The 26,050-nt window shown below is 55.4% G+C and carries 26 protein-coding genes and 5 tRNA genes; 21 read left to right on the forward strand and 10 right to left on the reverse strand.

The window, feature by feature from the left end; genetic code table 11:
- The first annotated feature begins 37 nt into the window (after window positions 1-37).
- From tolB to pnuC, 11 genes are all read left to right on the forward strand, one after another.
- On the forward strand, window positions 38-1,330 hold the full coding sequence (gene tolB / locus BMF08_RS12270; protein WP_072567855.1) for a Tol-Pal system beta propeller repeat protein TolB: 1,293 nt from the start codon (window positions 38-40) through the stop codon (window positions 1,328-1,330).
- A gap of 34 nt (window positions 1,331-1,364) precedes the next feature.
- On the forward strand, window positions 1,365-1,886 hold the full coding sequence (pal, locus tag BMF08_RS12275; protein ID WP_072567856.1) for a peptidoglycan-associated lipoprotein Pal: 522 nt from the start codon (window positions 1,365-1,367) through the stop codon (window positions 1,884-1,886).
- Window positions 1,887-1,895: 9 nt separating this feature from the next.
- A complete protein-coding gene (cpoB, locus tag BMF08_RS12280; protein WP_072567857.1) occupies window positions 1,896-2,678 on the forward strand; it encodes a cell division protein CpoB in 783 nt (260 codons plus the stop codon).
- 174 nt (window positions 2,679-2,852) lie between these two features.
- Window positions 2,853-2,928: transfer RNA gene (locus tag BMF08_RS12285), tRNA-Lys, on the forward strand.
- Between the two features lie 47 nt (window positions 2,929-2,975).
- A tRNA-Val gene (locus BMF08_RS12290) sits at window positions 2,976-3,051 on the forward strand.
- Window positions 3,052-3,054: 3 nt separating this feature from the next.
- Window positions 3,055-3,130, forward strand: a tRNA-Lys gene (locus tag BMF08_RS12295).
- A 144-nt stretch (window positions 3,131-3,274) separates the two neighbouring features.
- A tRNA-Lys gene (locus tag BMF08_RS12300) sits at window positions 3,275-3,350 on the forward strand.
- A gap of 121 nt (window positions 3,351-3,471) precedes the next feature.
- Window positions 3,472-3,547 (forward strand) — tRNA-Lys (locus BMF08_RS12305).
- 135 nt (window positions 3,548-3,682) lie between these two features.
- Window positions 3,683-3,901: a hypothetical protein gene (locus BMF08_RS12310; RefSeq protein WP_072567858.1), complete on the forward strand. Its 219-nt coding sequence runs from the start codon at window positions 3,683-3,685 to the stop codon at window positions 3,899-3,901.
- A 37-nt stretch (window positions 3,902-3,938) separates the two neighbouring features.
- Window positions 3,939-4,988: a quinolinate synthase NadA gene (gene nadA / locus BMF08_RS12315; protein ID WP_072567859.1), complete on the forward strand. Its 1,050-nt coding sequence runs from the start codon at window positions 3,939-3,941 to the stop codon at window positions 4,986-4,988.
- A gap of 19 nt (window positions 4,989-5,007) precedes the next feature.
- Entirely contained in the window at window positions 5,008-5,727 is a 720-nt protein-coding gene (gene pnuC, locus BMF08_RS12320) for a nicotinamide riboside transporter PnuC (RefSeq protein WP_072567860.1), read from the forward strand.
- Here the strand turns inward: pnuC and zitB are convergent.
- Complete coding sequence (zitB, locus tag BMF08_RS12325; protein WP_072567861.1) at window positions 5,724-6,659, reverse strand: CDF family zinc transporter ZitB; 936 nt, start codon at window positions 6,657-6,659, stop codon at window positions 5,724-5,726. The two genes, pnuC and zitB, sit on opposite strands and share 4 nt — an antisense overlap.
- A gap of 115 nt (window positions 6,660-6,774) precedes the next feature.
- Window positions 6,775-7,194 carry a protein YbgS gene (locus BMF08_RS12330; protein ID WP_072567862.1) on the reverse strand — a complete coding sequence of 140 codons (420 nt, stop codon included), beginning with the start codon at window positions 7,192-7,194 and terminating at the stop codon, window positions 6,775-6,777.
- 318 nt (window positions 7,195-7,512) lie between these two features.
- On the opposite strand from BMF08_RS12330, the gene aroG reads away from it, so the two are divergent.
- From aroG to chbG, 5 genes are all read left to right on the forward strand, one after another.
- Window positions 7,513-8,565, forward strand: a complete 1,053-nt coding sequence (aroG, locus tag BMF08_RS12335) for a 3-deoxy-7-phosphoheptulonate synthase AroG (RefSeq protein WP_072567863.1) — start codon at window positions 7,513-7,515, stop codon at window positions 8,563-8,565.
- A 272-nt stretch (window positions 8,566-8,837) separates the two neighbouring features.
- Window positions 8,838-10,196: a PTS N,N'-diacetylchitobiose transporter subunit IIC gene (gene chbC / locus BMF08_RS12340; RefSeq protein WP_072567864.1), complete on the forward strand. Its 1,359-nt coding sequence runs from the start codon at window positions 8,838-8,840 to the stop codon at window positions 10,194-10,196.
- Window positions 10,197-10,206: 10 nt separating this feature from the next.
- On the forward strand, window positions 10,207-11,043 hold the full coding sequence (gene chbR / locus BMF08_RS12345) for a transcriptional regulator ChbR (RefSeq protein ID WP_072567865.1): 837 nt from the start codon (window positions 10,207-10,209) through the stop codon (window positions 11,041-11,043).
- A 2-nt stretch (window positions 11,044-11,045) separates the two neighbouring features.
- Complete coding sequence (locus BMF08_RS12350) at window positions 11,046-12,401, forward strand: 6-phospho-beta-glucosidase (RefSeq protein WP_072567866.1); 1,356 nt, start codon at window positions 11,046-11,048, stop codon at window positions 12,399-12,401.
- Between the two features lies 1 nt (window position 12,402).
- Window positions 12,403-13,176, forward strand: a complete 774-nt coding sequence (gene chbG / locus BMF08_RS12355) for a chitin disaccharide deacetylase (protein ID WP_072567867.1) — start codon at window positions 12,403-12,405, stop codon at window positions 13,174-13,176.
- Window positions 13,177-13,275: 99 nt separating this feature from the next.
- Here the strand turns inward: chbG and gpmA are convergent, their stop codons facing one another.
- The 7 genes from gpmA to modE all read right to left on the reverse strand — a co-directional run bounded on the left by gpmA (window position 13,276) and on the right by modE (window position 21,062).
- Window positions 13,276-14,028, reverse strand: coding sequence for a 2,3-diphosphoglycerate-dependent phosphoglycerate mutase (gpmA, locus tag BMF08_RS12360; RefSeq protein WP_072567868.1), 753 nt, complete (start codon window positions 14,026-14,028; stop codon window positions 13,276-13,278).
- Window positions 14,029-14,267: 239 nt separating this feature from the next.
- On the reverse strand, window positions 14,268-15,308 hold the full coding sequence (galM, locus tag BMF08_RS12365) for a galactose-1-epimerase (protein WP_072567869.1): 1,041 nt from the start codon (window positions 15,306-15,308) through the stop codon (window positions 14,268-14,270).
- Window positions 15,302-16,450 carry a galactokinase gene (gene galK / locus BMF08_RS12370; RefSeq protein WP_072567870.1) on the reverse strand — a complete coding sequence of 383 codons (1,149 nt, stop codon included), beginning with the start codon at window positions 16,448-16,450 and terminating at the stop codon, window positions 15,302-15,304. The genes galM and galK overlap by 7 nt, the downstream gene beginning before the upstream one ends.
- Before the next feature lie 2 nt (window positions 16,451-16,452).
- On the reverse strand, window positions 16,453-17,499 hold the full coding sequence (gene galT, locus BMF08_RS12375; protein ID WP_072567871.1) for a galactose-1-phosphate uridylyltransferase: 1,047 nt from the start codon (window positions 17,497-17,499) through the stop codon (window positions 16,453-16,455).
- A 9-nt stretch (window positions 17,500-17,508) separates the two neighbouring features.
- Window positions 17,509-18,525, reverse strand: coding sequence for a UDP-glucose 4-epimerase GalE (gene galE, locus BMF08_RS12380; protein ID WP_072567872.1), 1,017 nt, complete (start codon window positions 18,523-18,525; stop codon window positions 17,509-17,511).
- A gap of 209 nt (window positions 18,526-18,734) precedes the next feature.
- The gene (gene modF / locus BMF08_RS12385; RefSeq protein WP_072567873.1) at window positions 18,735-20,207 is read right to left on the reverse strand and encodes a molybdate ABC transporter ATP-binding protein ModF; all 1,473 of its coding nucleotides are present in this window, start codon (window positions 20,205-20,207) and stop codon (window positions 18,735-18,737) included.
- A 66-nt stretch (window positions 20,208-20,273) separates the two neighbouring features.
- Window positions 20,274-21,062 (reverse strand): molybdenum-dependent transcriptional regulator, encoded by a 789-nt coding sequence (gene modE / locus BMF08_RS12390; protein WP_072567874.1) that lies wholly within the window; start codon window positions 21,060-21,062, stop codon window positions 20,274-20,276.
- 128 nt (window positions 21,063-21,190) lie between these two features.
- On the opposite strand from modE, the gene BMF08_RS12395 reads away from it, so the two are divergent.
- The 4 genes from BMF08_RS12395 (at window position 21,191) to modC (ending at window position 24,036) form a co-directional block, all read left to right on the forward strand.
- Window positions 21,191-21,340 (forward strand): AcrZ family multidrug efflux pump-associated protein, encoded by a 150-nt coding sequence (locus BMF08_RS12395; RefSeq protein ID WP_072567875.1) that lies wholly within the window; start codon window positions 21,191-21,193, stop codon window positions 21,338-21,340.
- Between the two features lie 172 nt (window positions 21,341-21,512).
- Window positions 21,513-22,289, forward strand: coding sequence for a molybdate ABC transporter substrate-binding protein (gene modA, locus BMF08_RS12400; RefSeq protein WP_072567876.1), 777 nt, complete (start codon window positions 21,513-21,515; stop codon window positions 22,287-22,289).
- A complete protein-coding gene (gene modB / locus BMF08_RS12405; RefSeq protein ID WP_072567877.1) occupies window positions 22,286-22,975 on the forward strand; it encodes a molybdate ABC transporter permease subunit in 690 nt (229 codons plus the stop codon). Before modA ends, modB begins: the two co-directional genes overlap by 4 nt.
- Window positions 22,976-22,977: 2 nt before the next feature.
- Complete coding sequence (modC, locus tag BMF08_RS12410) at window positions 22,978-24,036, forward strand: molybdenum ABC transporter ATP-binding protein ModC (RefSeq protein ID WP_072569417.1); 1,059 nt, start codon at window positions 22,978-22,980, stop codon at window positions 24,034-24,036.
- Here modC and BMF08_RS12415 read toward each other — a convergent pair whose 3' ends face one another.
- On the reverse strand, window positions 24,037-24,855 hold the full coding sequence (locus tag BMF08_RS12415; protein WP_072567878.1) for a pyridoxal phosphatase: 819 nt from the start codon (window positions 24,853-24,855) through the stop codon (window positions 24,037-24,039). It lies immediately after the preceding gene.
- A gap of 152 nt (window positions 24,856-25,007) precedes the next feature.
- Between BMF08_RS12415 and pgl the strand changes: the two genes are divergently transcribed.
- Window positions 25,008-26,003, forward strand: coding sequence for a 6-phosphogluconolactonase (pgl, locus tag BMF08_RS12420; RefSeq protein ID WP_072567879.1), 996 nt, complete (start codon window positions 25,008-25,010; stop codon window positions 26,001-26,003).
- Window positions 26,004-26,050: the final 47 nt, after the last annotated feature.

Below are 26,050 nucleotides of genomic sequence, written 5' to 3' on the forward strand. Positions count from 1 at the left end.
ATTATCGCAGGTTTTCAGCCTGGATAAGGGAGATATGATGAAGCAGGCATTACGTGTAGTGTTTGGTTTTCTGGTACTGTTTGCAGCGGCGCTGCATGCAGAAGTGCGCATTGAGATCACCCAGGGTGTCGACTCTGCGCGTCCTATTGGCGTGGTCCCGTTCAAATGGGCAGGTCCGGGCGCAGCGCCGGAAGATATCGGCGGTATCGTTGCCGCTGACCTTGCGAACAGCGGTAAATTCAATCCGCTGGATCGTTCTCGTCTCCCGCAGCAACCGGCTTCCGCTCAGGAAGTTCAGCCAGCCGCCTGGTCTGCGCTGGGTATTGACGCGGTTATCGTAGGACAGGTTACGCCTACTCCGGACGGCGGCTACAGCGTGTCTTATCAGCTGGTGGACACCGGCGGCGCGCCGGGTACCGTGCTGTCGCAAAACACCTTTAAGGTTAACAAACAATGGCTGCGCCTTGCGGGTCACACCGCCAGCGATGAAGTCTTTGAAAAACTTACCGGTATCAAAGGTGCCTTCCGTACGCGTATCGCCTATGTAGTGCAAACCAATGGCGGCCAGTTCCCGTATGAAGTGCGCGTGTCTGACTACGACGGTTATAACCAGTTTGTTGTGCACAAATCACCGCAGCCGCTGATGTCCCCGGCCTGGTCACCAGATGGCAACCAGCTGGCTTATGTGACCTTCGAAAGCGGTCGTTCTGCGCTGGTGGTGCAGAATCTGGCAAGCACCGCAACGCGTCAGATTGCCTCTTTCCCGCGTCACAACGGGGCACCTGCGTTCTCGCCTGATGGCAAAAAACTGGCTTTCGCTCTGTCTAAAACCGGCAGTCTGAACCTGTACGTGATGGATCTTGCTTCTGGTCAGATCCGCCAGGTGACTGATGGTCGCAGCAACAACACTGAACCGACCTGGTTCCCGGATAGCCAGAACCTGGCGTTCACCTCCGATCAGGCTGGTCGTCCGCAGGTTTATAAAGTGAATATCAACGGCGGTACCCCGCAGCGTATTTCCTGGGAAGGTTCGCAGAACCAGGATGCTGACGTGAGTTCCGACGGCAAATTTATGGTAATGGTGACCTCTAACGGCGGTCAGCAACACATTGCCAAACAAGATCTGGTAGCGGGTGGCGTGCAGGTTTTATCGTCAACGTTCCTGGATGAAACGCCAAGTCTGGCACCTAACGGCACTATGGTTATCTACAGCTCTTCTCAGGGGATGGGATCCGTGCTGAACCTGGTTTCTACAGATGGGCGTTTCAAAGCGCGTATTCCGGCAACTGATGGACAGGTCAAATTCCCTGCCTGGTCGCCGTATCTGTAATAATAAATAATTGATTATTAAAGGAATCAAAGAAATGCAACTGAACAAAGTGCTGAAAGGGCTGATGCTCGCTCTGCCGGTTATGGCAATCGCAGCGTGTTCTTCTAACAAGAACGCAAGCAACGACCAGAGCGGCGAAGGCATGCTGGGTGCCGGCACTGGTATGGACGCTAACGGCGGCGGCAACATGTCTTCTGAAGAGCAGGCTCGTCTGCAGATGCAGCAGCTGCAACAGAACAACATCGTGTACTTCGATCTGGACAAGTACGACATCCGTTCTGACTTCGCTGCAATGCTGGACGCGCACGCTAACTTCCTGCGTAGCAACCCGTCTTACAAAGTCACCGTAGAAGGTCACGCTGACGAACGTGGTACCCCGGAATACAACATCTCCCTGGGTGAGCGTCGTGCTAACGCTGTTAAAATGTACCTGCAGGGTAAAGGCGTTACCGCTGACCAGATCTCTATCGTTTCTTACGGTAAAGAAAAACCAGCAGTACTGGGCCATGACGAAGCGGCTTACGCTAAAAACCGTCGTGCCGTACTGGTTTACTAAGAGAATTGCATGAGCAGTAACTTCAGACATCATCTGATGAGTCTGTCGTTACTGGTTGGCATAGCGGCCCCCTGGGCCGCTTTTGCTCAGGCGCCAATCAGTAGTGTCGGCTCAGGCTCGGTCGAAGACCGTGTCACCCAACTTGAGCGTATTTCTAACGCTCACAGCCAGCTTTTAACTCAGCTTCAGCAGCAACTTTCTGATAACCAGTCCGATATTGATTCCCTGCGCGGTCAGATCCAGGAAAGCCAGTATCAGCTGAGCCAGATGGTGGAACGCCAGAAGCAGATGCAGTCGCAGCTTGATGGTCTGAGCAGCGGTGGTGCCGCCGCACAGCCAGCGACAGGCGATCAAACAGGCGCAGCGACCGCGACGCCGAACGCCGGGGCGCAAACGCCATCAGCGCCGGTACAGAGCGGTGATGCTAATACGGATTACAATGCTGCTATTGCGCTGGTGCAGGATAAGTCCCGTCAGGATGAAGCCATTACCGCGTTCGGCAACTTCGTTAAAAATTACCCGGATTCCACTTACCAGCCGAACGCGAATTACTGGCTTGGTCAGCTGAATTACAACAAGGGTAAAAAGGATGATGCGGCGTTTTATTTTGCCTCCGTGGTAAAAAATTACCCGAAATCACCGAAAGCGCCGGACGCGATGTTTAAAGTCGGCGTGATCATGCAAGACAAAGGGGACACTGCAAAAGCCAAAGCGGTTTATCAGCAGGTGATCAGCAAGTACCCCGGCACTGAAGGCGCAAAACAAGCGCAAAAACGACTTAGTGCGATGTAATGAATGCTGCATGACCAGAAATCGCGGAATTTCTGGTCTTGTCGCATGAATCATAAGCAGTTAAGTGATCTATATCGAAATTTTTGTTGCGCCAGATTCATAAACCAGTAATATATGCCGCCGTTGCCACGGGATATGAGACATACCTGAAGCAGCGCAAAAAAGCGTTATAGTGGGTCGTTAGCTCAGTTGGTAGAGCAGTTGACTTTTAATCAATTGGTCGCAGGTTCGAATCCTGCACGACCCACCAATCTTTCGATTGAACGCAGTAGTAACAGAATGATGAGTAATTTGAGTGGGTGATTAGCTCAGTTGGTAGAGCATCTCCTTTACACGGAGGGGGTCGGCGGTTCGAGCCCGTCATCACCCACCACTCGGGTCGTTAGCTCAGTTGGTAGAGCAGTTGACTTTTAATCAATTGGTCGCAGGTTCGAATCCTGCACGACCCACCAATACTCAGGTGGAAAGCAGTAGTTAAACGTGAAGGATAACGTTGCAACAGCAACGGCCCGAAGGGCGAGGCGAAGCCGAGTCATCCTGCACGACCCACCAATCATTCTTGCCTGATTTAAATCTTCGAAGTCAACACCCTGAATGGGTCGTTAGCTCAGTTGGTAGAGCAGTTGACTTTTAATCAATTGGTCGCAGGTTCGAATCCTGCACGACCCACCAATTCATCGGTGGACCATGATAGTGAGACGTGAAGGATAACGTTGCGACAGCAACGGCCCGAAGGGCGAGGCGAAGCCGAGTCATCCTGCACGACCCACCACTTCGAAGAAAATCCCCTAAGGGGTCGTTAGCTCAGTTGGTAGAGCAGTTGACTTTTAATCAATTGGTCGCAGGTTCGAATCCTGCACGACCCACCACTCTTTAAGCAACAAAACAGTAATAAAGCGTGAAGGATAACGTTGCGACAGCAACGGCCCGAAGGGCGAGGCGAAGCCGAGTCATCCTGCACGACCCACCAATGTAGAAAGGCGCCCTAAAGGCGCCTTTTTGCTATGCGCGAAATGCAGGTTTTTTGCCGGGTGGCGCTGCGCTTACCCGGCCTGCAGCGTACGCGTAGGCCCGGCAAGCTTGCGCCGCCGGGCGTATACCTCTTCCCGCAAAAAAACGTCCGCCAGCATCTTTATCTCTGTGACTTTCCCCTGCTAATCGGCTATGCTTGTTTAGCATATAAAACGCATCTGGTTTTTTATAAGCAATTTATCGCTTTATGAACCGATATTTGTTAAGTCAGCAAAACGAGAAAGCCACATGAGCGTGATGTTCGATCCGGAAACCGCGATTTATCCCTTTCCGCCAAAGCCTGCGCCCTTAAACCATGATGAAAAACAGGCGTACCGCGAAGAAATTAAACGTCTTCTGAAAGCGCGGGATGCGGTGATGGTGGCGCACTACTACACCGACCCGGAAATCCAACAGCTGGCGGAAGAAACCGGTGGCTGTATTTCTGATTCGCTGGAGATGGCGCGCTTTGGCGCAAAACATCCTGCCTCAACGCTGCTGGTCGCGGGCGTCCGCTTTATGGGCGAAACCGCCAAAATTCTCAGCCCGGAAAAAACCATCCTCATGCCAACCCTTCAGGCAGAATGCTCGCTGGATCTCGGCTGTCCGGCCGATGCGTTCAGCGCATTCTGTGATGCCCATCCGGATCGCACCGTGGTGGTGTATGCCAACACCTCTGCCGCCGTCAAAGCGCGCGCCGACTGGGTGGTGACCTCCAGCATCGCCGTTGAGCTGATCGAGCATCTCGACAGCCTCGGAGAGAAAATCCTCTGGGCGCCGGACCGGCATCTCGGCAATTATGTGCAAAAACAGACCGGCGCGGATGTGCTGTGCTGGCAGGGTGCCTGTATCGTACATGATGAGTTTAAAACTCAGGCGCTGGCGCGCATGAAAGGATTGTATCCGGATGCTGCGATCCTTGTGCATCCGGAATCCCCGCAGGCGGTGGTGGAGATGGCTGACGCGGTGGGATCTACCAGCCAGCTGATTGCCGCTGCGAAAACGCTGCCGCAAAAACAGCTGATTGTGGCCACCGATCGCGGGATCTTTTATAAGATGCAGCAGGCCGTGCCGGAAAAGGAACTGCTGGAAGCGCCGACCGCAGGCGAGGGGGCAACCTGCCGCAGCTGTGCGCACTGTCCGTGGATGGCGATGAACGGCCTGAAGGCTATCGCTGACGGCCTCAGAAGCGGTGGCGCTGAGCATGAGATCCATGTTGACGCCGCGCTGCGTGAAGGCGCTCTCAGGCCGTTAAACCGCATGCTGGATTTTGCAGCTACACTACGTTCATCAACGTAAACAATCATTTGGGGAAAAGATGGATTTTTTTAGCACGCAGAACATTCTGGTTCACATCCCGATTGGCGCGGGTGGCTATGATTTATCATGGATCGAAGCGGTGGGCACCCTGGCGGGATTGCTTTGTATCTGGCTCGCCAGCCTGGAAAAAATCAGCAACTACGCGTTTGGTTTAATCAACGTCACGCTGTTTGCGATTATTTTCTTCCAGATCCAGCTCTACGCCAGCCTGTTATTACAACTGTTTTTCTTCGCCGCCAATATTTACGGATGGTACGCCTGGTCACGGCAAACCACACAAAACGAAGCCGTACTGCAAATCCGCTGGCTACCGCTGTCGAAGGCTATCACGTGGCTTGCGGTCTGCGTCGTCGCAATCGGTCTGATGACGGTGTGGATCAACCCGGTCTTCGCGTTCTTAACGCGTATCGCCGTGGCGCTGATGCAGAGCCTTGGGCTTAACGTGGCGATGCCTGAACTTCAGCCGGACGCCTTCCCGTTCTGGGATTCCTGCATGATGGTGCTGTCCATCGTGGCAATGATCCTGATGACGCGCAAGTATGTGGAAAACTGGCTGCTGTGGGTGGTTATCAATGTGATAAGCATGGTGATCTTTGCCCGTCAGGGCGTCTACGCGATGTCGCTGGAATACCTGCTGCTGACGTTTATTGCCCTCAACGGCAGCCGGATGTGGATCAAAAGCGCACGGGAACGTGGTTCACGCGCGCTCAGCCGTTAATGATGGTGATGTGCATGACCGGACGGCAGCGAATTCAGCTCGCAGTCCGGTCCGCTACAGGGCTGATACTCCATCTGCACGGTGACATGCTCAATGTCATAATGATGCGCCAGAAAGTGCTGAATGCGCGTCAGAAGGGCATCATGGTCGTGCGGCGGAACCACCTGCACGTGCAGCGTCATCACCGTCTTTTCACCAATCGTCCAGACATGCACATGGTGCGCATCACGCACTTCCGGTATATCCCGGCGCAGATGACGCTTGAGGGCATTAATATCCAGCGACACCGGCGCGCCTTCCAGTAATTCATTGACGCTTTCCCGTAACAGCTGCCACGCGCTGCGCAACACCAGACAGGACACCAGCACCGACAGGATAGGGTCGGCAGGCGTCCAGCCCGTCCACAGGATCACCACCGCGGCAACAATTGCCCCGACCGAACCCAGCAGATCGCCCAGCACATGCAGGGCAGCGGCCCGCACATTCAGATTTTTTTCCGAACTGCCCCGGTGCAGGATCCAGAATGCCAGCAGATTGGCGACCAGACCGGCGAAAGCAATCGCCATCATGGTGACGCTCGCTACCGGCTGCGGATGACGGAAACGCTGGTATGCTTCCCAGACAATAAGCAGAGTGATCACCACCAGCGCAATGGCGTTCACAAAGGCCGCCAGGGTGGTCAGCCGCAGCCAGCCAAAGGTGTGTCGGCCGCTGGGCGGCTTACGTGCAAATCCCACTGCCAGCAGGGCGAAGAGCAGGGCGGCGGAGTCGGTCAGCATATGACCGGCATCGGCAAGCAGCGCCAGCGAGCCGGAAACCAGGCCACCCACGACTTCAATAATCATAAACAGGGTGGTGACGCCAAACGCCAGCAGTAAACGGCGTCCGTTTTCATCGGCGGGCGGGTGAGAATGAGAGTGCGAATGCGCCATTTTTATAATCCCGGCATGGTTAATAATCAGCGCCTTACATCATTACAGATTTTTTTGTTTTCGGCACAAAAAAGGAGAGCCGAAGCTCTCCTCTTTATCAACTTATGGCTGCCGGTTACTGGGACGTGCCATCAGTTTTGGTGTTGGTATCGTTATTCACACCGTCACCGGTCTGAACTTTTTCATTGATGTCCGGGCATTTGCCGTCTTTACACTGGGTATTTTTGTGGATGTCGTCTTTACTCATCGTCTCGCCAGAGGCGCTGGTGTTGCCGCCAGTCATACCCGGCGCTGTAGTACCGGTGGTGGTATTGGTACCAGTTGCAGTATTGGTATTGCCGGTATTGATGTCTTTATTACCCACACTATTTGGCGCTACATTCTGATGAGCATCCGGGGCAACCTGACCCGCGCTCGCTGCCGCATTCGCGTTGCCGTTGTTATCGGAAGAAGCAGCATCCGCCGCCAGTGCTGCGCCGCTGGCCAGCGTTAATGTCGTCGTCAGGAAAAGTGCAGTTAATTTATTCATTTTCATCATATTGCTCCTGTGCTCGTCATTTGATTGGACATTGGGTCCAACAGTGCAGATGTGATACGAATTCATCGCCCAGTGGTGAAAGATGCCAAATCCAGCCGGTAAGGCAGAATGGGATCTCGTTAAAACAAACAAATAAAGTGCTTACAGTAAAAAAGTTTAGCTACGAACCCGACGTTCGCTACTATCTGGAGCTTTTTAACTGGTTTTCAGGAATTATCCGTATCAAGTGTAAAAGCGCGTTTACACTTTAATGCCGAGCAGTTAGATTGGGAGTATTGCAATCACTTCTATTTGTATGGCAAAGCTGGGATCCCCATGAATTATCAGAACGACGACTTACGTATTAAAGAAATCAACGAGTTATTACCCCCGGTTGCACTCCTTGAAAAATTTCCTGCGACAGAAACGGCTGCCAATACCGTCTCCCACGCCCGTAAAGCGATCCATAACATCCTTAGCGGTCACGATGACCGTTTGCTGGTGGTGATCGGCCCCTGTTCCATCCACGATCCCCAGGCTGCGAAAGAGTATGCCGCCCGCCTGCTGGCGCTGCGCGATGAACTGAAAGGCGAGCTGGAAGTGGTGATGCGTGTTTATTTTGAAAAACCGCGTACCACTGTGGGCTGGAAAGGGCTGATTAACGATCCGCATATGGACAACAGCTTCCAGATCAACGACGGCCTGCGTATCGCCCGTAAGCTGCTGCTGGATATTAACGACACTGGCCTGCCGGCAGCGGGTGAGTTTCTGGATATGATCACGCCGCAGTACGTGGCGGATCTGATGAGCTGGGGCGCTATCGGCGCGCGTACGACGGAATCCCAGGTGCACCGTGAGCTGGCATCGGGTCTTTCATGTCCGGTGGGCTTCAAAAATGGCACCGACGGTACCATTAAAGTGGCCATTGACGCCATTAATGCCGCCGGTGCGCCGCACTGCTTCCTGTCTGTGACCAAATGGGGTCATTCGGCGATCGTGAACACCAGCGGTAACGGCGACTGCCATATCATTCTGCGCGGCGGCAAAGAGCCGAACTACAGCGCGCGCCATGTGGCTGAAGTGAAAGAGGGGCTGGTTAAGGCCGGGCTGCCGCCGCAGGTGATGATCGACTTCAGTCACGCCAACTCCAGCAAGCAGTTTAAACGTCAGATGGACGTGGGCGCAGACGTCTGCAAGCAGATCGCGGGCGGTGAAAAAGCCATTATGGGCGTGATGATCGAAAGCCATCTGGTGGAAGGGAATCAGAGCCTGGAAAGCGGCGAACCCCTGGTATATGGCAAGAGCGTTACCGATGCCTGCATCGGTTGGGAAGATACCGGCGTGGTGCTGCGTCAGTTAGCGGAAGCGGTGAAAGCGCGTCGCGGCTGATCGGCCAATCTGCACTCTGCAGACCCGGCGCCTGCCGGGTTTTTTATATTCGCACCCCAAGCACGGGTGGGCGAAAAATGATAATTGTGAAAATTATCATATTGCCATGTCAAAGAATGATAATAGCCGTGCCCCAGTGATTATCACCTTTTGCTGCCTTCAGATACTCTTGAGTTAATTCACAGGAAGGGACACGCCATAAATATCCTTTCTGCTGAATGACCGCATTAATTACTGTTTCCGGTATCAGGGATCTTATAAGGATATTTATGATGAGCGGTGCAATGAGTGCTTTAGAAAAAGTGATATTGCCGGTGGCGATAAAGCTGGGAAAACAGGTTCACGTTAACGCCATAAAAAATGGTTTTATTCGCTTAATGCCGTTAACGCTGGTGGGGGCGATGTTTGTCCTGATTAATAATGTGTTACTGAATTTTGGCGAAGGGTCGTTTTTCTGGTCGCTGGGGATCCATCTGGATCAGGAAACGATAACCCGGCTTGATGCATTTAAGGTGATCGGCGGCAGCGTTTATAACGGTACCCTGGGCATTATGTCGCTGTTAACGCCGTTCTTTATCGGCATGGCGCTGGCGGAGGAACGAAAGGTGGATGGACTCGCCGCCGGGTTGTTATCGATTGCGGCGTTCATGACCGTAACGCCTTACCAGGTCGGTGACGTGGCTGCGATTGGCCCGGGCTGGCTCGGTGGCGCGAATATTATTTCCGGGATGATTATCGGCCTTGCGGTTGGCGAAATGTTCGCTTTTATCATTCGCCGCCAGTGGGTTATCACCCTGCCGGACAGCGTTCCGGCTTCCGTGGCGCGGTCGTTCACGGCGTTGGTGCCCGGATTTATCATTTTGCTGATCATGGGGCTGATAAGCGGCGGATTATCGCTGGCGGGTACGCATTTTCACCAGATCATTATGAGTATGGTTTCCACGCCTCTGGCCTCTCTGGGCGGCATAGTCGGCTGGGCATATGTCATCTTTAACTCTTTGCTGTGGTTTTTCGGTGTTCACGGTGGGCTGGCATTAACTGCGCTGAACAGTGGTATTCTTGGGCCGTGGGGTATGGAAAATATGGCCATTTATACCGAATATGGTTCTGTAGAGGCGGCACTGGCGGCGGGCAAAACCTTCCATTTCTGGACAGGGCCGATGATGGAATCCTATGTTTATCTGGGCGGTACGGGGGCCACGCTGAGCCTTATTTTTGCCATCTTTATTGCATCGCGGCGGGCAGATTATCGGCAGGTAGCGAAACTGGCATTACCTTCCGGCCTGTTCAATATCAACGAGCCTATTCTCTTTGGTCTGCCGATCATTATGAATCCGGTTCTGATGCTGCCTTTTGTGCTGATCCAGCCGTTGCTGGCGGGGATTACGCTTGCCGCTTATTCGCTGGGTTTGATCCCGCCCTCAACCAATTTTGCACCCTGGACGATGCCGCCAGGCTTAGGCGCTTTCTTTAATTCCAATGGCAGCATAGCGGCATTAATTCTCGCGCTGGTAAACCTGGTGTTGGCCACGCTGGTGTATTTACCTTTTGTTATTATCGCCAATAAGGCGCAGGGCGTGATTGCCGAAGAAGAAAGCGAGACCGACATCAGGGCAGCGCTGCAATTTTGAGGAAACGGTGATGGAAATTAATACCGTACAGGAAAGCCAGTTTTTGAAGGGTAATGATTTTTATTTTTTTATCCTTGATAAATCGACAAGCGTGAGCGGGCTGCACCAGCATGATTATTATGAATTTACGCTGGTACTGACTGGCCGCTGCCGTCAGGTCATTAATGGCAAATCAGTTTCTTTAAAGCGTGGTGACGTGGTTTTTATCCCGGTCGGATCGTCACATCAGACATTTTATGATTACGGCGTCGCGCGCATTTTAAATATGGGGATTGGTCGGCGCTATTTCGAAGCGCACTATTCCGCGATGCTACCGGTGTGTTTTGTGGCCTCGCAAAGTTATGCCATTGCACCAGCTTTTTTAACTTATATCGAATCCACGTTATCGTCTTTAAGTTTACAGCCGGGTGAATGTGATGAATTTAATAAGTTGTTGACCTATTACGTAGTGAATCATTTGCATCATTATGAACATCCTCAGTGTCAGCAGGATATTCCGGCGTGGCTGACGCGAGTGATCCGTGAGATGCATAATAAAACGCTGTTTGCCGATAACGCTCTGAAGAATATGGTGCGCCTGGCAGGGAAAACGCAGTCCTATCTGACGCGGGCTACGCAGTTTTATTATCACAAAACGCCAGGCCAGATCATTAATGAAATCCGCATCAATTTTGCTAAGCAGCAACTGGAAACCACTAATTTCTCGGTGGCCGATATTGCTTTCGATGCCGGATTCAGCAGCCCCGGCATTTTTATCAACAATTTTAAAAAAATCACCTCCTTCACGCCGGGACATTACCGTCGACAATTGGCAGGCCAGCCGACTAACGGAGCAACAGAGGAATAAGGATGAATAAATTAAAAGTAGTGACCATCGGTGGCGGCAGTAGTTATACCCCGGAATTAGTCGAAGGGTTTATCCGGCGCTATCATGAATTACCGATCGATGAGCTATGGCTGGTGGATATTGCCGAAGGAAAGGAAAAACTCGCGATCATCTGTGAGCTGTGTCAGCGCATGGTAGACCGTGCCGGGCTGCCCATGAAAATCGTTCAAACTCTTGATCGCCGGGAAGCGTTGCGCGATGCCAGTTTTATCACTACCCAGTTTCGTGTCGGCCAGTTAGCGGCACGGGAAAAGGACGAACGCATCCCGCTTTCTCATGGTTATTTAGGCCAGGAAACCAACGGGGCGGGGGGGTTATTTAAAGGGCTACGCACCATTCCGGTGATTGTTGATATCATCAAGGATATTGAGGAAATCTGCCCCGATGCGTGGGTCATTAATTTCACTAATCCGGCTGGTATGGTCACTGAAGCGGTATATCGTCATACTCATTTCCGCCGCTTTATCGGTGTCTGTAATGTGCCGGTAGGAATGCACAGGTTTATTCAGGATATTTTATCCCTTGGCAAAACCGATCACCTCTCTCTTGATCTCTTTGGTCTTAACCATCTGGTATTTATCAAAGATGTTCTCGTTAATGGTCATTCCCGTTTTACGGAGGTGATCGACAAAGTGGCTTCCGGTAACTTTAGCGGCAGCACGGTAAAGAATATTTTTAGCCTGCCTTTTGCGGGAAGCCTTATCCGGGGGCTGAATTTACTGCCCTGTTCTTATCTTCTCTATTACTTTAAACATAAAGAGATGCTGGCCATTGAGCTTGGCGAATATTACAAAGGCGAAGTGCGCGCGCAGGCAGTGCAGAAACTTGAACGCCAGTTATTTAAGATCTATCAGGATCCAACCCTTGCAGTAAAACCCGCCGAACTGGAGGCGCGTGGCGGAGCGTATTATTCCGATGCCGCCTGTGAAGTGATTAATGCCATCTATAACGATAAGCAAAGTGAACATTATATAAACCTGCCGCATAACGGCCACGTTGAAAACATTCCTGATGACTGGGTGGTGGAAATGACCTTTCTGCTGGGGCGCAACGGAGGAACACCGCACCCGCGCCTTACCCGTTTTGACGATAAGACCATGGGGCTTATCCACACCATCAAGGGCTTTGAAATCGCCGCCGCCCGCGCCGCGCTGAACGGCAACCTCAATGATCTGTTACTCGCGCTCAACCTCAACCCACTGGTGAATTCTGACAGCGACGCCGAATTACTGGCGCGGGAGATGCTGCTGGCGCATCAGTCATATTTGCCGCAGTTTGCCGATGCTATCGCAACCTTTACTGCAACAAGGGAGGCGTAATGTGACGAATCTGTTAATTGTGAACGCCGACGATTTTGGCCTGAGCCAGGGGATTAACTACGGCATTATTGAAGCTCATCGTCACGGGGTGGTCAGTTCCACCACGGCTATGATGAATGCGCCTGCGATCGAACACGCAGCAGAAATCAGCGCAGATTTTCCGGCATTAGGCGTGGGGCTGCATTTCGTGCTCAGCTTTGGCGTGCCTCTAACGCCCATGACTTCGCTCGTCCGTGAAGGGCAGCTGGGCAAATGGCTGGTGCAACAGGCAACGCTGGGGCTGCTCGCCAGTGATGAGATTGCGGCGGAATTGCAGGCGCAATATCAGCGCTTTATCTCCTTGTTTGGTTATCCACCAGTGCATATCGACAGCCATCACCACGCCCATTTTATCCCTCCGGTCTGGGCACAGGTGGTGTCGTTTGCCCGTGAGAAAAACATCCCGCTACGCATCGATCGCGAGGCGCTTCACCAGCAGGGGATCGTCCCGCAGGGTGTGCGCAGTACCGACGGTTTTATCGGTGATTTTTATGCTGATAACGTTTCAGCGCAGGCTTTTCTCTTAGCGCTGTCGCAGTCAAAAGCGCGCGGTGAGCGTTCAGTTGAGCTGATGTGCCATCCGGGTTATGTGGATCAAGGGGTCAAACAGAGCCGCTATTGCGATCAGCGGCTGGACGAACTGGCGGTATTGACCACAGCGTCACTCAGGCAAGCCGTGGAAGCCCAGGGTTACTGGCTGGGAAACTATGGTGATCTGGCGCAGATCGATGCATGAGACGGCAACGAAACCGGATAGCCATGCGGTTTGTAAATAACGCTTATAACAGGTAATGCCGTCGCTAAAAAAGCGTGGGAAGGTCCCACGCTTTTTTTATTACTTCGCTTTACCCTGGTTAGCGACGGCCGCCGCTTTTGCAGCGATTTCGTCAGCGTTACCCAGGTAGTAGCGTTTCAGCGGTTTGAAGTTCTCGTCAAACTCATACACCAGCGGTACGCCGGTCGGGATGTTCAGTTCGAGGATCTCGTCTTCGCTCATGTTATCCAGATATTTCACCAGCGCGCGCAGGGAGTTACCGTGCGCCGCAACGATCACACGCTCACCGGACTTCATGCGCGGCAGAATGGACTCGTTCCAGAACGGGATCACGCGATCGATGGTCAGCGCCAGGCTCTCGGTGGTCGGCAGCTCCTGGTCGGTCAGTTTAGCGTAGCGCGGATCGTGGCCCGGGTAGCGCTCATCATCTTTGGTCAGCTCCGGCGGGGTTACCGCAAAGCCGCGACGCCACTGTTTAACCTGCTCGTCACCGTATTTTTCAGCGGTTTCAGCTTTGTTCAGGCCCTGTAGCGCACCGTAGTGACGCTCGTTCAGTTTCCAGGATTTTTCAACCGGCAGCCAGGCCTGGTCGAGCTCGTCCAGCACGTTCCACAGGGTGTGGATCGCGCGTTTCAGCACAGAAGTGTACGCAAAGTCGAAGCTGAAGCCTTCGCTTTTGAGCAGTTTACCTGCTGCTTTCGCTTCGCTGACGCCTTTTTCGGACAGGTCCACATCGTACCAGCCGGTAAAGCGGTTTTCGTTGTTCCACTGGCTTTCGCCGTGACGAACCAGAACAAGCTTAGTAACTGCCATACTCTACTCCTCCAAAAACTGATTGAATGATAACAATTCTCATTATATTGCCCTGAGGTCGTCAGCGGCAACGCATAACCTTAACCATAGCGAAAATAGTCGCGCAGTGTAAGGTGCATGTGAATGCAGGGTTATGTTTTTGTCGGTAAATGGCGTTTATTTCAGCGAAATGAACAAAAAAGTCACGGCAAAACAGAGAACGCCCGGCAGGCGAAGCGCCGCCGGGCAAAACGAAAGGATCAGGATGGAATAAACTGGTACTCGGTAATACTCAGATATTCCTCGCCCGGACGCAGAACACAATCCGGTTGCGGCCACTCCGGATGATTCGGACTGTCCGGCAACAGCTCGCTTTCCAGCGCCAGTCCCTGCCAGGCCTCATACGCTTTCAGCTCGCGCGACGGCGTCCCTTCGAGGAAGTTACCGGAGTAGAACTGCAATGCCGGGGCGGTGGTATAGACCGACATTTGCAGGCGGTTATCGCTGGACCACAAATGCGCCGCAGGCTGGCTGAGATCGCCTTTCGCCTGCAGTAAAAAGGCGTGGTCGTAGCCCTTCACCTTTTTCTGATCGTCATCGCTGAGGAAATCCTGCGCCAGGGTTTTCGGGCGGCGGAAATCAAAGCTGGTCTGATCGACGGCTTTCAGGCCACTGTCCGGAATGCCGTCTTCGCCCACCGGCAGATAGTGATCCGCCAGCAGTTGCAATTGATGCTGACGCACGTCTCCCTGCGCGCCATCCAGATTGAAATAGGCGTGGTTGGTCAGGTTCACCGGGCACGGCTTGTCGGTGGTCGCGCGATATTCAATGCGGATACGGTTGTCGTCCGTCAGACGGAACAGGGCGCTGGCGGTGAGATTGCCGGGGAAACCCTGATCGCCGTCCGGCGAGTCGATGGAGAACAGCACTTCGCTGTCGTTCTGCCGCACAATGCGCCAGCGGAGCTTGTCAAAGCCCTGCGGGCCGCCGTGCAGCTGGTTTTCGCCCTGGCTCGGCAGCAGTTGATATTCCTGCCCGTCGAGGCGGAAACGGCTTTTGCTGATGCGGTTAGCATAGCGTCCGACAGACGCGCCCAGATAGGCGGTCTGCTCCGGGTAGGTCTGCGGCGTACGGCAGCCGAGCAGGGTTTCACGCACCGAGCCATCCGGCAGCGGTACGCGCGCGGAGAGCAGGGTTGCGCCCCAGTCCATCAGCGTCACCACCATCCCTGCGCCATTGCGCAGGGTGATCAGACGATAAGCCAGCCCGTCCGGGGCCAGCGCAGGCGTTTCGTTTAGCACTGTCCTGCCCCCTGTGATGCTTTGCAAACGTAGAAGGTTTCTTTGATCCCGGTTTTGGCTTCGTACTGTTCCGCCACGGCTTTCTGCACTTCCGGCACCATCGCTTCCGGTACCAGCGCCACGATGCAGCCACCGAAGCCGCCGCCGGTCATACGCACGCCGCCTTTGTCGCCAATGGTCGCTTTGACGATGTCCACCAGGGTGTCGATCTGCGGCACGGTGATTTCGAAATCGTCACGCATAGAGGCATGGGATTCCGCCATCAGCTCACCCATACGGGTCAGATCGCCTTTTTCCAGCGCGCTGGCCGCTTCCACGGTACGCGCGTTTTCAGTCAGCACATGGCGAACGCGTTTCGCCACCAGCGGATCCAGTTCATGAGCCACGGCGTTAAACTGATCCAGCGACACATCACGCAGTTTCGGCTGCTGGAAGAAACGCGCGCCGATTTCACACTGCTCGCGGCGGGTGTTGTACTCGCTGCCCACCAGCGTACGTTTGAAATTACTGTTGATGATGACCACCGCCACGCCTTCCGGCATGGAGACGGCTTTGGTGCCCAGCGAACGGCAGTCGATCAGCAGCGCGCTGCCTTCTTTACCCAGGGCAGAGATCAGCTGATCCATGATGCCGCAATTACAGCCAACAAACTGGTTTTCCGCCTCCTGACCGTTGAGCGCGATTTGCGCGCCGTCGAGGGGCAGGTGATACAGCTGCTGGAATACGGTGCCGACCGCCACTTCCAGCGAGGCCGATGAACTCAGGCCCGCGCCCTGGGGCACGTTGCCGCTGATCACCAGATCCGCGCCACCGAAGCTGTTGTCACGCTGTTGCAGATGCTTCACTACGCCGCGCACATAGTTAGACCACTGCTGGCTGTCGTGGGCCACAATGGGCGCATCCAGGGAAAATTCATCTGACTGATTGTCGTAATCGGCGGCAATTACCCGCACGGTACGATCCTGACGCGGCGCGCAGCTGATCACCGTCTGGTAATCAATGGCGCACGGCAGCACGAAGCCATCGTTATAGTCGGTGTGCTCCCCGATCAGATTCACGCGGCCCGGCGCCTGAATGGTATGAGTTGCAGGGTAGCCGAATTTTTCAGCAAACAGGGATTGTGTTTTATCTTTCAGAGGCATTGTTATTCTCCGGATGCACGAAAATGGATATCACTGACCGCGCGCAGACGTTCGGCGGCCTGTTCAGCCGTCAGGTCACGCTGGGTTTCCGCCAGCATTTCATAGCCGACCATAAACTTACGCACCGTCGCGGAGCGCAGCAGCGGCGGATAGAAGTGCGCATGCAGCTGCCAGTGTTGGTTTTCTTCACCGTTGAAAGGCGCGCCGTGCCAGCCCATGGAGTAGGGGAAAGAGCACTGGAACAGGTTGTCGTAACGGCTGGTTAATTTCTTCAGGCACAGCGCCAGATCGCTGCGCTGGGCGTCCGTCAGATCGGTAATGCGCAGGACGTGCGCTTTTGGCAGCAGCAGCGTCTCGAACGGCCATGCCGCCCAGTAGGGCACCACGGCCAGCCAGTGCTCGGTTTCCACCACGGTGCGGCTACCGTCAGCCTGTTCGCGCTGAACATAATCCAGCAGCATCGGCGACTGATGCTCATCGAAATAGGCTTTCTGCAGGCGATCTTCCCGCTCCACTTCGTTCGGCAGGAAGCTGTTCGCCCACACCTGGCCGTGCGGATGCGGGTTAGAGCAGCCCATGGCCGCGCCTTTATTTTCAAACACCTGCACCCACGGGTAGGTTTTCCCCAGATCGGCGGTCTGCGCCTGCCAGGTTTTGACCACTTCTTCCAGTGCAGGCAGGCTTAACTCCGGCAGCGTTTTGCTGTGATCCGGCGAGAAGCAGATCACCCGGCTGACGCCGCGCGCGCTCTGGGTGCGCATCAGCGGATCTGTACTCTCCGGCGCTTCCGGGGTATCGCTCATCAGCGCGGCAAAATCGTTGGTAAACACGAAGGTGCCGGTGTACTGCGGGTTTTTATCCCCCGTCACGCGCGTGTTGCCCGGACAGAGGAAGCAGTCAGGATCGTGGGACGGCAGGGTTTCCTGCGACGGCGTCTCCTGTGCGCCCTGCCACGGACGTTTGGCACGATGCGGTGAAACTAAAATCCATTGCCCGGTAAGCGGGTTATAACGTCGATGCGGGTGATCGACCGGGTTAAATTGCGTCATCACTATTCCTTAATCTGCATATCCCTGCGGATGGCGTGACTGCCAGCGCCAGGTATCTTCAGCCATTTCGTCCAGTGTGCGGGTGACTCGCCAGTTCAGTTCTTTATCAGCACGGCTGGCATCGGCCCAGTAAGCGGGCAGATCGCCATCGCGACGCGGGGCAAAGTGGTAGTTAATGGGTTTACCGCAGGCTTTGCTGAAAGCGTTGACCACGTCCAGCACGCTGCTGCCGACGCCCGCGCCGAGGTTGTAAATATGCACGCCGGATTTACCTGCCAGCTGCTGCATGGCTGCCACATGACCGTCTGCCAGATCCATGACGTGAATGTAATCGCGCACGCCGGTACCGTCTTCCGTCGGGTAGTCGTTACCGAAAATCGCCAGCGACTCGCGACGGCCTACCGCCACCTGGGCGATGAACGGCATCAGGTTGTTCGGAATACCCTGCGGATCTTCCCCCATATCGCCCGACGGATGCGCGCCGACCGGGTTGAAGTAGCGCAGCAGCGCGATGCTCCATTCCGGCTGCGCTTTTTGCAGGTCGGTAAGGATCTGCTCAACCATCAGCTTGCTCTTGCCGTACGGACTTTGCGGCGTGCCGGTGGGGAAGCTTTCAACATAAGGGATTTTAGGCTGGTCGCCGTAGACGGTGGCCGACGAGCTGAAAATGAAGTTTTTGACATTGGCCGCGCGCATGGCGCTAATCAGGCGCAGGGTGCCGTTGACGTTGTTGTCATAATATTCCAGCGGTTTGGCAACGGATTCGCCCACGGCTTTCAGACCGGCAAAGTGGATCACCGTATCCACGGCGTGATCGTGCAGGATCTCGGTCATCAGGGCTTCGTTACGAATATCTCCTTCAACGAAGGTAACGGATTTGCCCGCCAGCCGCTCGATCACCGGCAGCACGCTGCGCTTACTGTTACATAAGTTGTCGAGAATAATGACCTCGTGGCCGTTTTGCAGCAGTTGCACACAGGTGTGACTCCCAATGTAACCGCTACCACCAGTAACCAGAACTCGCATATGACACTCCATCAGGCGTATGTTATGTAATAAACATAGCATAACAGAGCGGGAAAAAGTGTGACATGACCGAAAATAGTGGAATCGTTTACACTAACGCATTTCAGGATCGCTGGGGCGTCAAAGGCTACTATAAATCAATAAGATAGTAGGGTGGCGCTGTAATTTGTCTGAAAGTGAGCGCCTGCCGGGCGGCAGGCGTGAAAGGGTCAGCGCACGGCGGCGAGATGGTAACGGTATCCCTCGCCGTCCGGCAAAAATTCCAGCCGGTGCGTAATACAGGCCGGGGCATCCGCGGCGTGGTGGGAGACAAACAGCAACTGCGTTTCCCCTTCGCTAATCAGCACATCCACAAAACGGCGCACCAGCTGGCGGTTAAGCGGGTCGAGGCCCTGAAGCGGCTCATCCAGAATCAGTAAGGTCGGATGTTTCACCAGCGCACGCACGATCAGCGCCAGCCGCTGCTGCCCCCACGACAGGCTATGAAAGGGCGCGTCGGCGGTGCGGGCGTCAAAGCCCAGAATATCCAGCCACGCCTGCGCCAGCTTATGCTGCTTGTCCGATACCGCCTGATAGATGCCGATGGAATCAAAATAGCCGGACAAAATCACATTGCGCACGTTGGTGCTGACGCGGTAATCCAGATGCAGGCTGCTGCTGACATAGCCGATATGCTTTTTAATATCCCAGATGGTTTCGCCGCTGCCGCGACGCACGCCGAACAGCGTCAGATCGTTGCTGTAACCCTGCGGATGATCGCCGGTGATCAGATTCAGCAGCGTCGATTTCCCCGCGCCGTTAGGCCCGGTGATCTGCCAGTGCTCGCCCGGTTTTACCGTCCAGCTCAGATGATTAATGATCGGCCTGTCATCATAAGAGACCACGCCGTCCCTGAGCACGATGCGCGGCGCGTCCGGCGGCAGGGCATGGCGGGCGGAGGGGGCATCCGGCGGCGGCAGGGCGATGCCCTGTAGCCGTTCACTGTGCGCGAGCTGGGCGATCAGCGCCTGCTGCAACAGCGTCGCCTTTTCGCCGGTTTCCGCCAGCGCGCAGTCCACCACCACCCCGGCATGCTGCACAAATTCGGGGATCTCATCAAAGCGGTTAAGCACCAGCACCAGCGTAATGCCCTGGCCGTTCAGCAGGGCGAGGTGTTCCGCCAGCTGTGCGCGGGATGCCACATCCAGCCCGTCAAAAGGCTCATCCAGGATCAGCAGTTCAGGGGAGGCCATCAGCGCCTGGCAGAGCAGGGTTTTTCGCGTCTCGCCGGTGGAAAGGTATTTGAAACGGCGATCGAGCAGGCCGCTGATGCCAAACTGCGCCGCCAGCGCTGCGCAGCGTTCGCTGTCTTTGATCTCGTCCTGGATGATGTCCGCGGTGGTGCGCCCGGTATCGGTCTCATCGGGACTTTGCATGTCGGTGTTATTGCGCTGCCACTCGTCGCTGACCAGTTTTTGCAGCTGTTCAAAGGAGAGACGGGTGACGCGGGCGTAGTCGCACTGGCGCTCGCCTTTCAGCAGCGGCAGTTCCCCTGCCAGCGCGCGGGCAAGGGCGGATTTGCCGCTGCCGTTGCTGCCGACAAAGGCCCAGCTTTCCCCGGTGTGCAGGTACAAATCGGCGATCTGTAAGGTGCGGGTGTCGCTAATGCGAAACGTGCCTTGCGAAATATGCAATAAAGACATTGTGTATCCCGTTTTTTGCAGCAGAAAATACAGAAATACGTGGCAGCGGACGCTTTGTCAATGCACTCAGCACAATGTCGCGACAATCACCTGGTCGGCGGCAAAACAGGCGATGACCTCGCTGTTTTCAGCCAGATCCTTCGCCTGCGCCTGCGGCAGGGTGGCGCACAGCGTCTGCCCGTCCGGGAGTGTCATCAGCACTTCGCACTGGGTTTCCCCGCGTTCGATATGGCTGACAATCGCGGGTAGCTGGTTATCCATGCCCGCCGCCACCGCCGGATCCTGTGTCAGCTTCACCCAGGGCGCTTTCAGCAATACCAGCACCTCTTTACCTTCCACCAGCCCGAGCCGGGCGCTGCTTTGCGCGGTGATCGCTACTTTCAGACGCGTGCTGCCATCCGCCAGCAATACCTCAATGGCGTGCTGCACCTGGTGGGATTCGCGGGCGACCACGGTGCCGAACCACTGATTGCGGGCGCTGGTTTGCAGGGAAAAACGTGAGATGGCCGCCAGCAGGCTGTCCAGCGGCAGGGCATCGTCGTCGCTCAACACATCAAAGGCTTTTTGCTGGATCTGCGCCAGCAGATCATAAAGCGCGATCAGCCGCTGTCCGTAACGGGTAAGCAGCGCGCCGCCGCCGCCCTTACCGCCGGTGGCGCGTTCCACCAGCGTCTGTTCGCTCAGCTGGTTCATCTCGTTGATGGCATCCCAGGCGCTTTTATAGCTGATGCCGGCGTTCTTCGCGCCCTGGCTGATGGAGCCGGTTTCGGCGATCTGTTTGAGCAGGGAAATGCGGCGCGGATCGGCAAAAAGCCGTTGCTGAAGTTTGAGAGTGAGGAGAATTTCGGCCTGCATAACAATGTCCTGGCAAATAGGGTATTGTGACGGAATTCGCCCCTGGCGCAACGGGCACCGCACAAAAGGGACGTGTAATTTTCGCGGATCGGGTTAGAATAAATGCTTAACTCACTGTGGAGTCGACCATGTTAGAATTATTAAAAAGTCTGGTATTTGCGGTCATCATGGTACCGGTGGTAATGGCGATCATTCTTGGCCTCATCTACGGCCTCGGTGAAGTCTTCAATATCTTTTCCGGCATTGGCCACAAAGATAAATCCAGACAATCACATTGATTTCAAAAAAAGCGCCCGCTCAGCGGGCGTTTTGCTATTCAGGATTTGCCCCAGCCTGCCGATAATTTCTCTGCCGCCCCGTTAACACCAGAGTAGTACCAATTAGTCCTGTAAATTTGTATGGCTATCGTTATATTATAAAGTATATAACGAAATGCACAGGAGTTAAAAAATGATCCGTACCGGTTTACGTCTGCTGGCAGGCGCCACGCTCTCCCTCTCACTGGCGGGCGCTGCGCTGGCCGATGAAAGTAAAATCACCGTATTTGCTGCCGCCTCGCTGACCAACGCGATGCAGGATATTGCCACGCAGTACAAAAAAGAGAAAAACGTTGAGGTGGTGTCGTCCTTTGCCTCATCGTCCACGCTGGCGCGGCAAATCGAAGCCGGCGCGCCCGCCGATCTGTTTATTTCTGCCGATCAGAAATGGATGGATTATGCGGTGGAAAAAAAAGCGATTGAAACCGACAGCCGCGAAACGCTGCTGGGTAACAGCCTGGTGGTGGTGGCATCGAAAGCCAGCGTCCAGGGGCCAATCGCCATTAACGCGCAAACACAGTGGACAACCCTGCTGAACGGCGGCCGTCTTGCGGTGGGCGATCCGGAGCACGTTCCGGCAGGCATTTACGCCAAAGAGGCGTTACAAAAACTGGGTGCCTGGGATACGCTGTCGCCCAAACTTGCCCCGGCGGAAGATGTCCGCGGCGCGCTGGCGCTGGTGGAGCGTAACGAAGCGCCGCTCGGCATCGTTTACGGCTCTGATGCGGTGGCCAGTAAAGGCGTGAAAGTGGTGGGGACTTTCCCGGAAGATTCACACAAAAAAGTGGAATACCCGCTGGCGATTGTCGAAGGTCATAAAAACGCAAGGGTGAGCGCGTTTTACGACTATCTCAAAGGCCCGCAGGCTTCTGAAATCTTTAAACGTTATGGATTTACAACGCACCAATGATACTGACCGATCCCGAATGGCAGGCGGTTTTGCTGAGCCTGAAAGTCTCATCCCTGGCCGTACTCTTTAGTCTGCCCTTTGGGATCTTCTTTGCCTGGCTACTGGTGCGCTGCACCTTTCCGGGCAAAGCGCTGCTCGACAGCCTGCTGCATCTCCCTCTTGTCCTGCCGCCGGTGGTGGTGGGCTATCTGCTGCTCATCAGCATGGGGCGGCGCGGGGTGATCGGCGGCTGGCTGCATGACTGGTTCGGTATCACCCTGGCGTTCAGCTGGCGCGGGGCGGTGCTGGCGGCGGCCGTGATGTCCTTTCCGCTGATGGTGCGCGCCATTCGCCTCGCGCTGGAAGGGGTGGATATCAAGCTGGAGCAGGCCGCCCGTACGCTGGGTGCCGGGCGCTGGCGCGTCTTTTTCACCATCACCTTACCGCTGACGCTGCCCGGCATAATCGTCGGCACCGTGCTGGCCTTTGCCCGTTCGCTGGGGGAGTTTGGCGCGACTATCACTTTCGTCTCCAACATTCCCGGCGAAACGCGCACTATCCCTTCCGCCATGTACACGCTGATCCAGACGCCGGGCGGGGAAAGCGCCGCCGCGCGGCTGTGCGTGATCTCCATTGTGCTGGCGTTAATTTCACTGTTGATTTCTGAATGGCTGGCGCGGGTCAGCCGCGAACGGACGGGGCGCTGATCATGCTGGAACTTCACTTTACCCAGACGCTGGGCACGCACCGTTTACAGATTAACGAAACCCTGCCCGCCAGCGGTATTACCGCCATTTTTGGCGTTTCCGGGGCCGGCAAAACCTCGCTGATTAACGCCATCAGCGGCCTGACGCGTCCGCAGCAGGGGCGCATTGTGCTGAAAAATCGCGTGCTCAACGACGCCGAAAAGGGCATTTTCCTCGCCCCGGAAAAACGCCGCGTGGGTTATGTTTTTCAGGATGCGCGTCTGTTTCCGCACTATAAGGTGCGCGGTAATCTGCGCTACGGCATGGCGAAAAGCATGGCCGGACAGTTCGACAAGCTGGTGGAACTGCTCGGCATTGCGCCGCTGCTCGATCGGCTGCCGGGCACGCTCTCCGGCGGTGAAAAACAGCGGGTGGCGATTGGCCGCGCGCTACTCACCGAGCCGGAGCTGCTTCTACTCGACGAGCCGCTGGCCTCGCTGGATATGCCGCGCAAGCGTGAGCTGCTGCCCTACCTGCAACGGCTGGCGCGGGAAATTCACATTCCGATGCTCTACGTCAGCCACTCGCTGGATGAGATCCTGCATCTGGCGGATAAAGTGATGGTGCTGGAGGGCGGGGCGGTGAAAGCGTTTGGCTCGCTGGAGGAGGTCTGGGGCAGTCGGGTGATGAACCCCTGGCTGCCGCCGGATCAGCAAAGCAGCGTGCTGAAGGTCAGCGTGCTGGAGCATCACCCGCACTATGCGATGACCGCGCTGGCGTTGGGCGATCAGCATTTATGGGTCAACAGGCTGGATCGCCCATTGCAGTCCACGCTGCGCATACGTATTCAGGCGACGGATGTTTCGCTGGTGCTGCAGCCGCCGCTAAACAGCAGCATTCGTAATATCCTGCGCGCGAAGGTGTTGCAGTGTCTGGACGATCAGGGGCAGGTTGAAGTGCAACTGGAGGTGGGCAGCCGGACGATCTGGGCGCGCATCAGCCCGTGGGCCAGGGATGAACTGGCGATCAAACCCGGCCTCTGGCTGTACGCGCAAATCAAAAGCGTGTCGATAACCGCCTGATCACAACAGATGTTTGTAGAGGTATTCGGCGATAGTCTCAGTGCTGTTATCGCCGATCACCACATCCGCCCGCGCTTTGACCTCATCATCGGCATTGCCCATAGCGACGCCGGTGCCCGCCGCTTCCAGCATACTGATGTCATTATAGTTATCGCCAAAGGCGATCACGTCCTGCATTGACAGCCCCTGCGCCGCCACCCACTGGGCAAGGCGTTTGCCTTTGCTGTTGCCGCGCCGGGCGATATCCACCTGATCGTGCCATGAACGTTCGCACTCCAGTCCCAGCGTCTGCTCCACATGCAGGGCGAAGGCATTTAACTTATCGCTGTTTTCATCGGTCAGGGCGAATTTCCAGATGGCCTCCACCTCCTGCGCCGTCTGTTTCAGGGAGGCCACCTGCGTGAAGGTCGGGCGCTGGGCTTCCGGTAGGTTCAGCGCCCAGTTGCGGGTGCGGATCACATGGCCGGTGGGCTTTTCATACACCATCGCATCGTCAACATACATCAGGGCGTGCACCTCATGATCATTCAGCATATCTATCAGTTGCAGCGCCTGATCGACCGGCAGCGGATCGGACTCCAGCACCGTTTTTGCATGATAATCATACAAATAAGTGCCATTACAACAAATTGCAGGTGTATCAAGAGCCAGTGCCTGATAAAAAGGATGGATGGCAACATGATGGCGACCGGTCACGATAATTAACTGATACCCGGCAGCTTTCGCACGGTTCATGGCCTCAAGCGTGGCGGGAAGCAGGGTTTTGCCGGGGGACAGTAAGGTGCCGTCTAAATCAAGAGCGATAACGCGCGAGGTCATGTCGTATTCCATATGAATGATGAGAAATCAGCTGCCGGAATGGTACACCCGATACGGGGTCGGACAAAATGCACGCGCAGAAATCCAGCATTCACCGTTAAAAAAGACTATCCTGGTAATCTACTTCACTGCTTTGTGATCAAGGAGAATTCATGAAACAAACCGTTTATACCGCCAGCCCGGAAAGCCAGCAGATCCACGTCTGGCGTCTTAATCCGGAAGGCGCGCTGACGCTGGTCCAGGTTGTTGATGTGCCGGGGCAGGTACAACCGATGGTCGTAAGCCCGGATAAACGCTTTTTGTACGTCGGTGTGCGCCCGGAATTTCGCGTGCTGGCGTACCGCATCTCAGCGGAAGACGGCGCGCTGACCTACACCGCCGAAGCGCCGCTGCCGGGCAGCCCGACGCATATCTCCACCGATCACAGCGGTCGCTTCCTGTTCAGCGGCTCCTATAACGCGGGCTGCGTCAGCGTGACGCGTCTCGATGACGGTATTCCGGGTGAAACCGTGACGGTTGCCGAAGGGCTGGAAGGCTGCCACTCCGCGAATATCTCCCCGGACAACCGCACACTGTGGGTACCGGCGCTGAAACAGGATCGCATCTGTCTGTTCACGCTGGGCGAGGACGGCTCGCTGTCGGCACAGGAACCGGGCGAAGTGAAAACCGTGGAAGGGGCCGGTCCGCGCCATATGGCGTTTCACCCGAACCAGCAGTTCGCTTACTGCGTGAACGAGCTGAACAGCAGCGTCGATGTCTGGCAACTGAAGAACCCGCACGGCGAGATCGAATGCGTGCAGACGCTGGATATGATGCCGGCCGATTTTGCCGATACCCGCTGGGCGGCGGATATTCATATCACCCCGGACGGACGTCATTTGTATGCCTGTGACCGTACCGCGAGCATTATCACCGTGTTCAGCATCTCGGAAGACGGCAGCGTGCTGGCGATCGAAGGCTATCAGCCGACGGAGACCCAGCCGCGCGGCTTTAACATCGATCACAGCGGTAAATTCCTGATTGCTGCCGGGCAGAAGTCGCACCATATCGCGCTGTATGAAATCAGCGGCGCGCAGGGCTTACTGGAAGAGAAGGGCCGTTATGCGGTCGGCCAGGGCCCGATGTGGGTGGTGGTTAACGCGTACTAAACCGGACGAAAAAAAAGCCCGCCATCTGGCGGGCTTTTTTATTACTC

This window comes from Enterobacter sp. SA187 (assembly GCF_001888805.2).
Taxonomy (GTDB): domain Bacteria; phylum Pseudomonadota; class Gammaproteobacteria; order Enterobacterales; family Enterobacteriaceae; genus Enterobacter_D.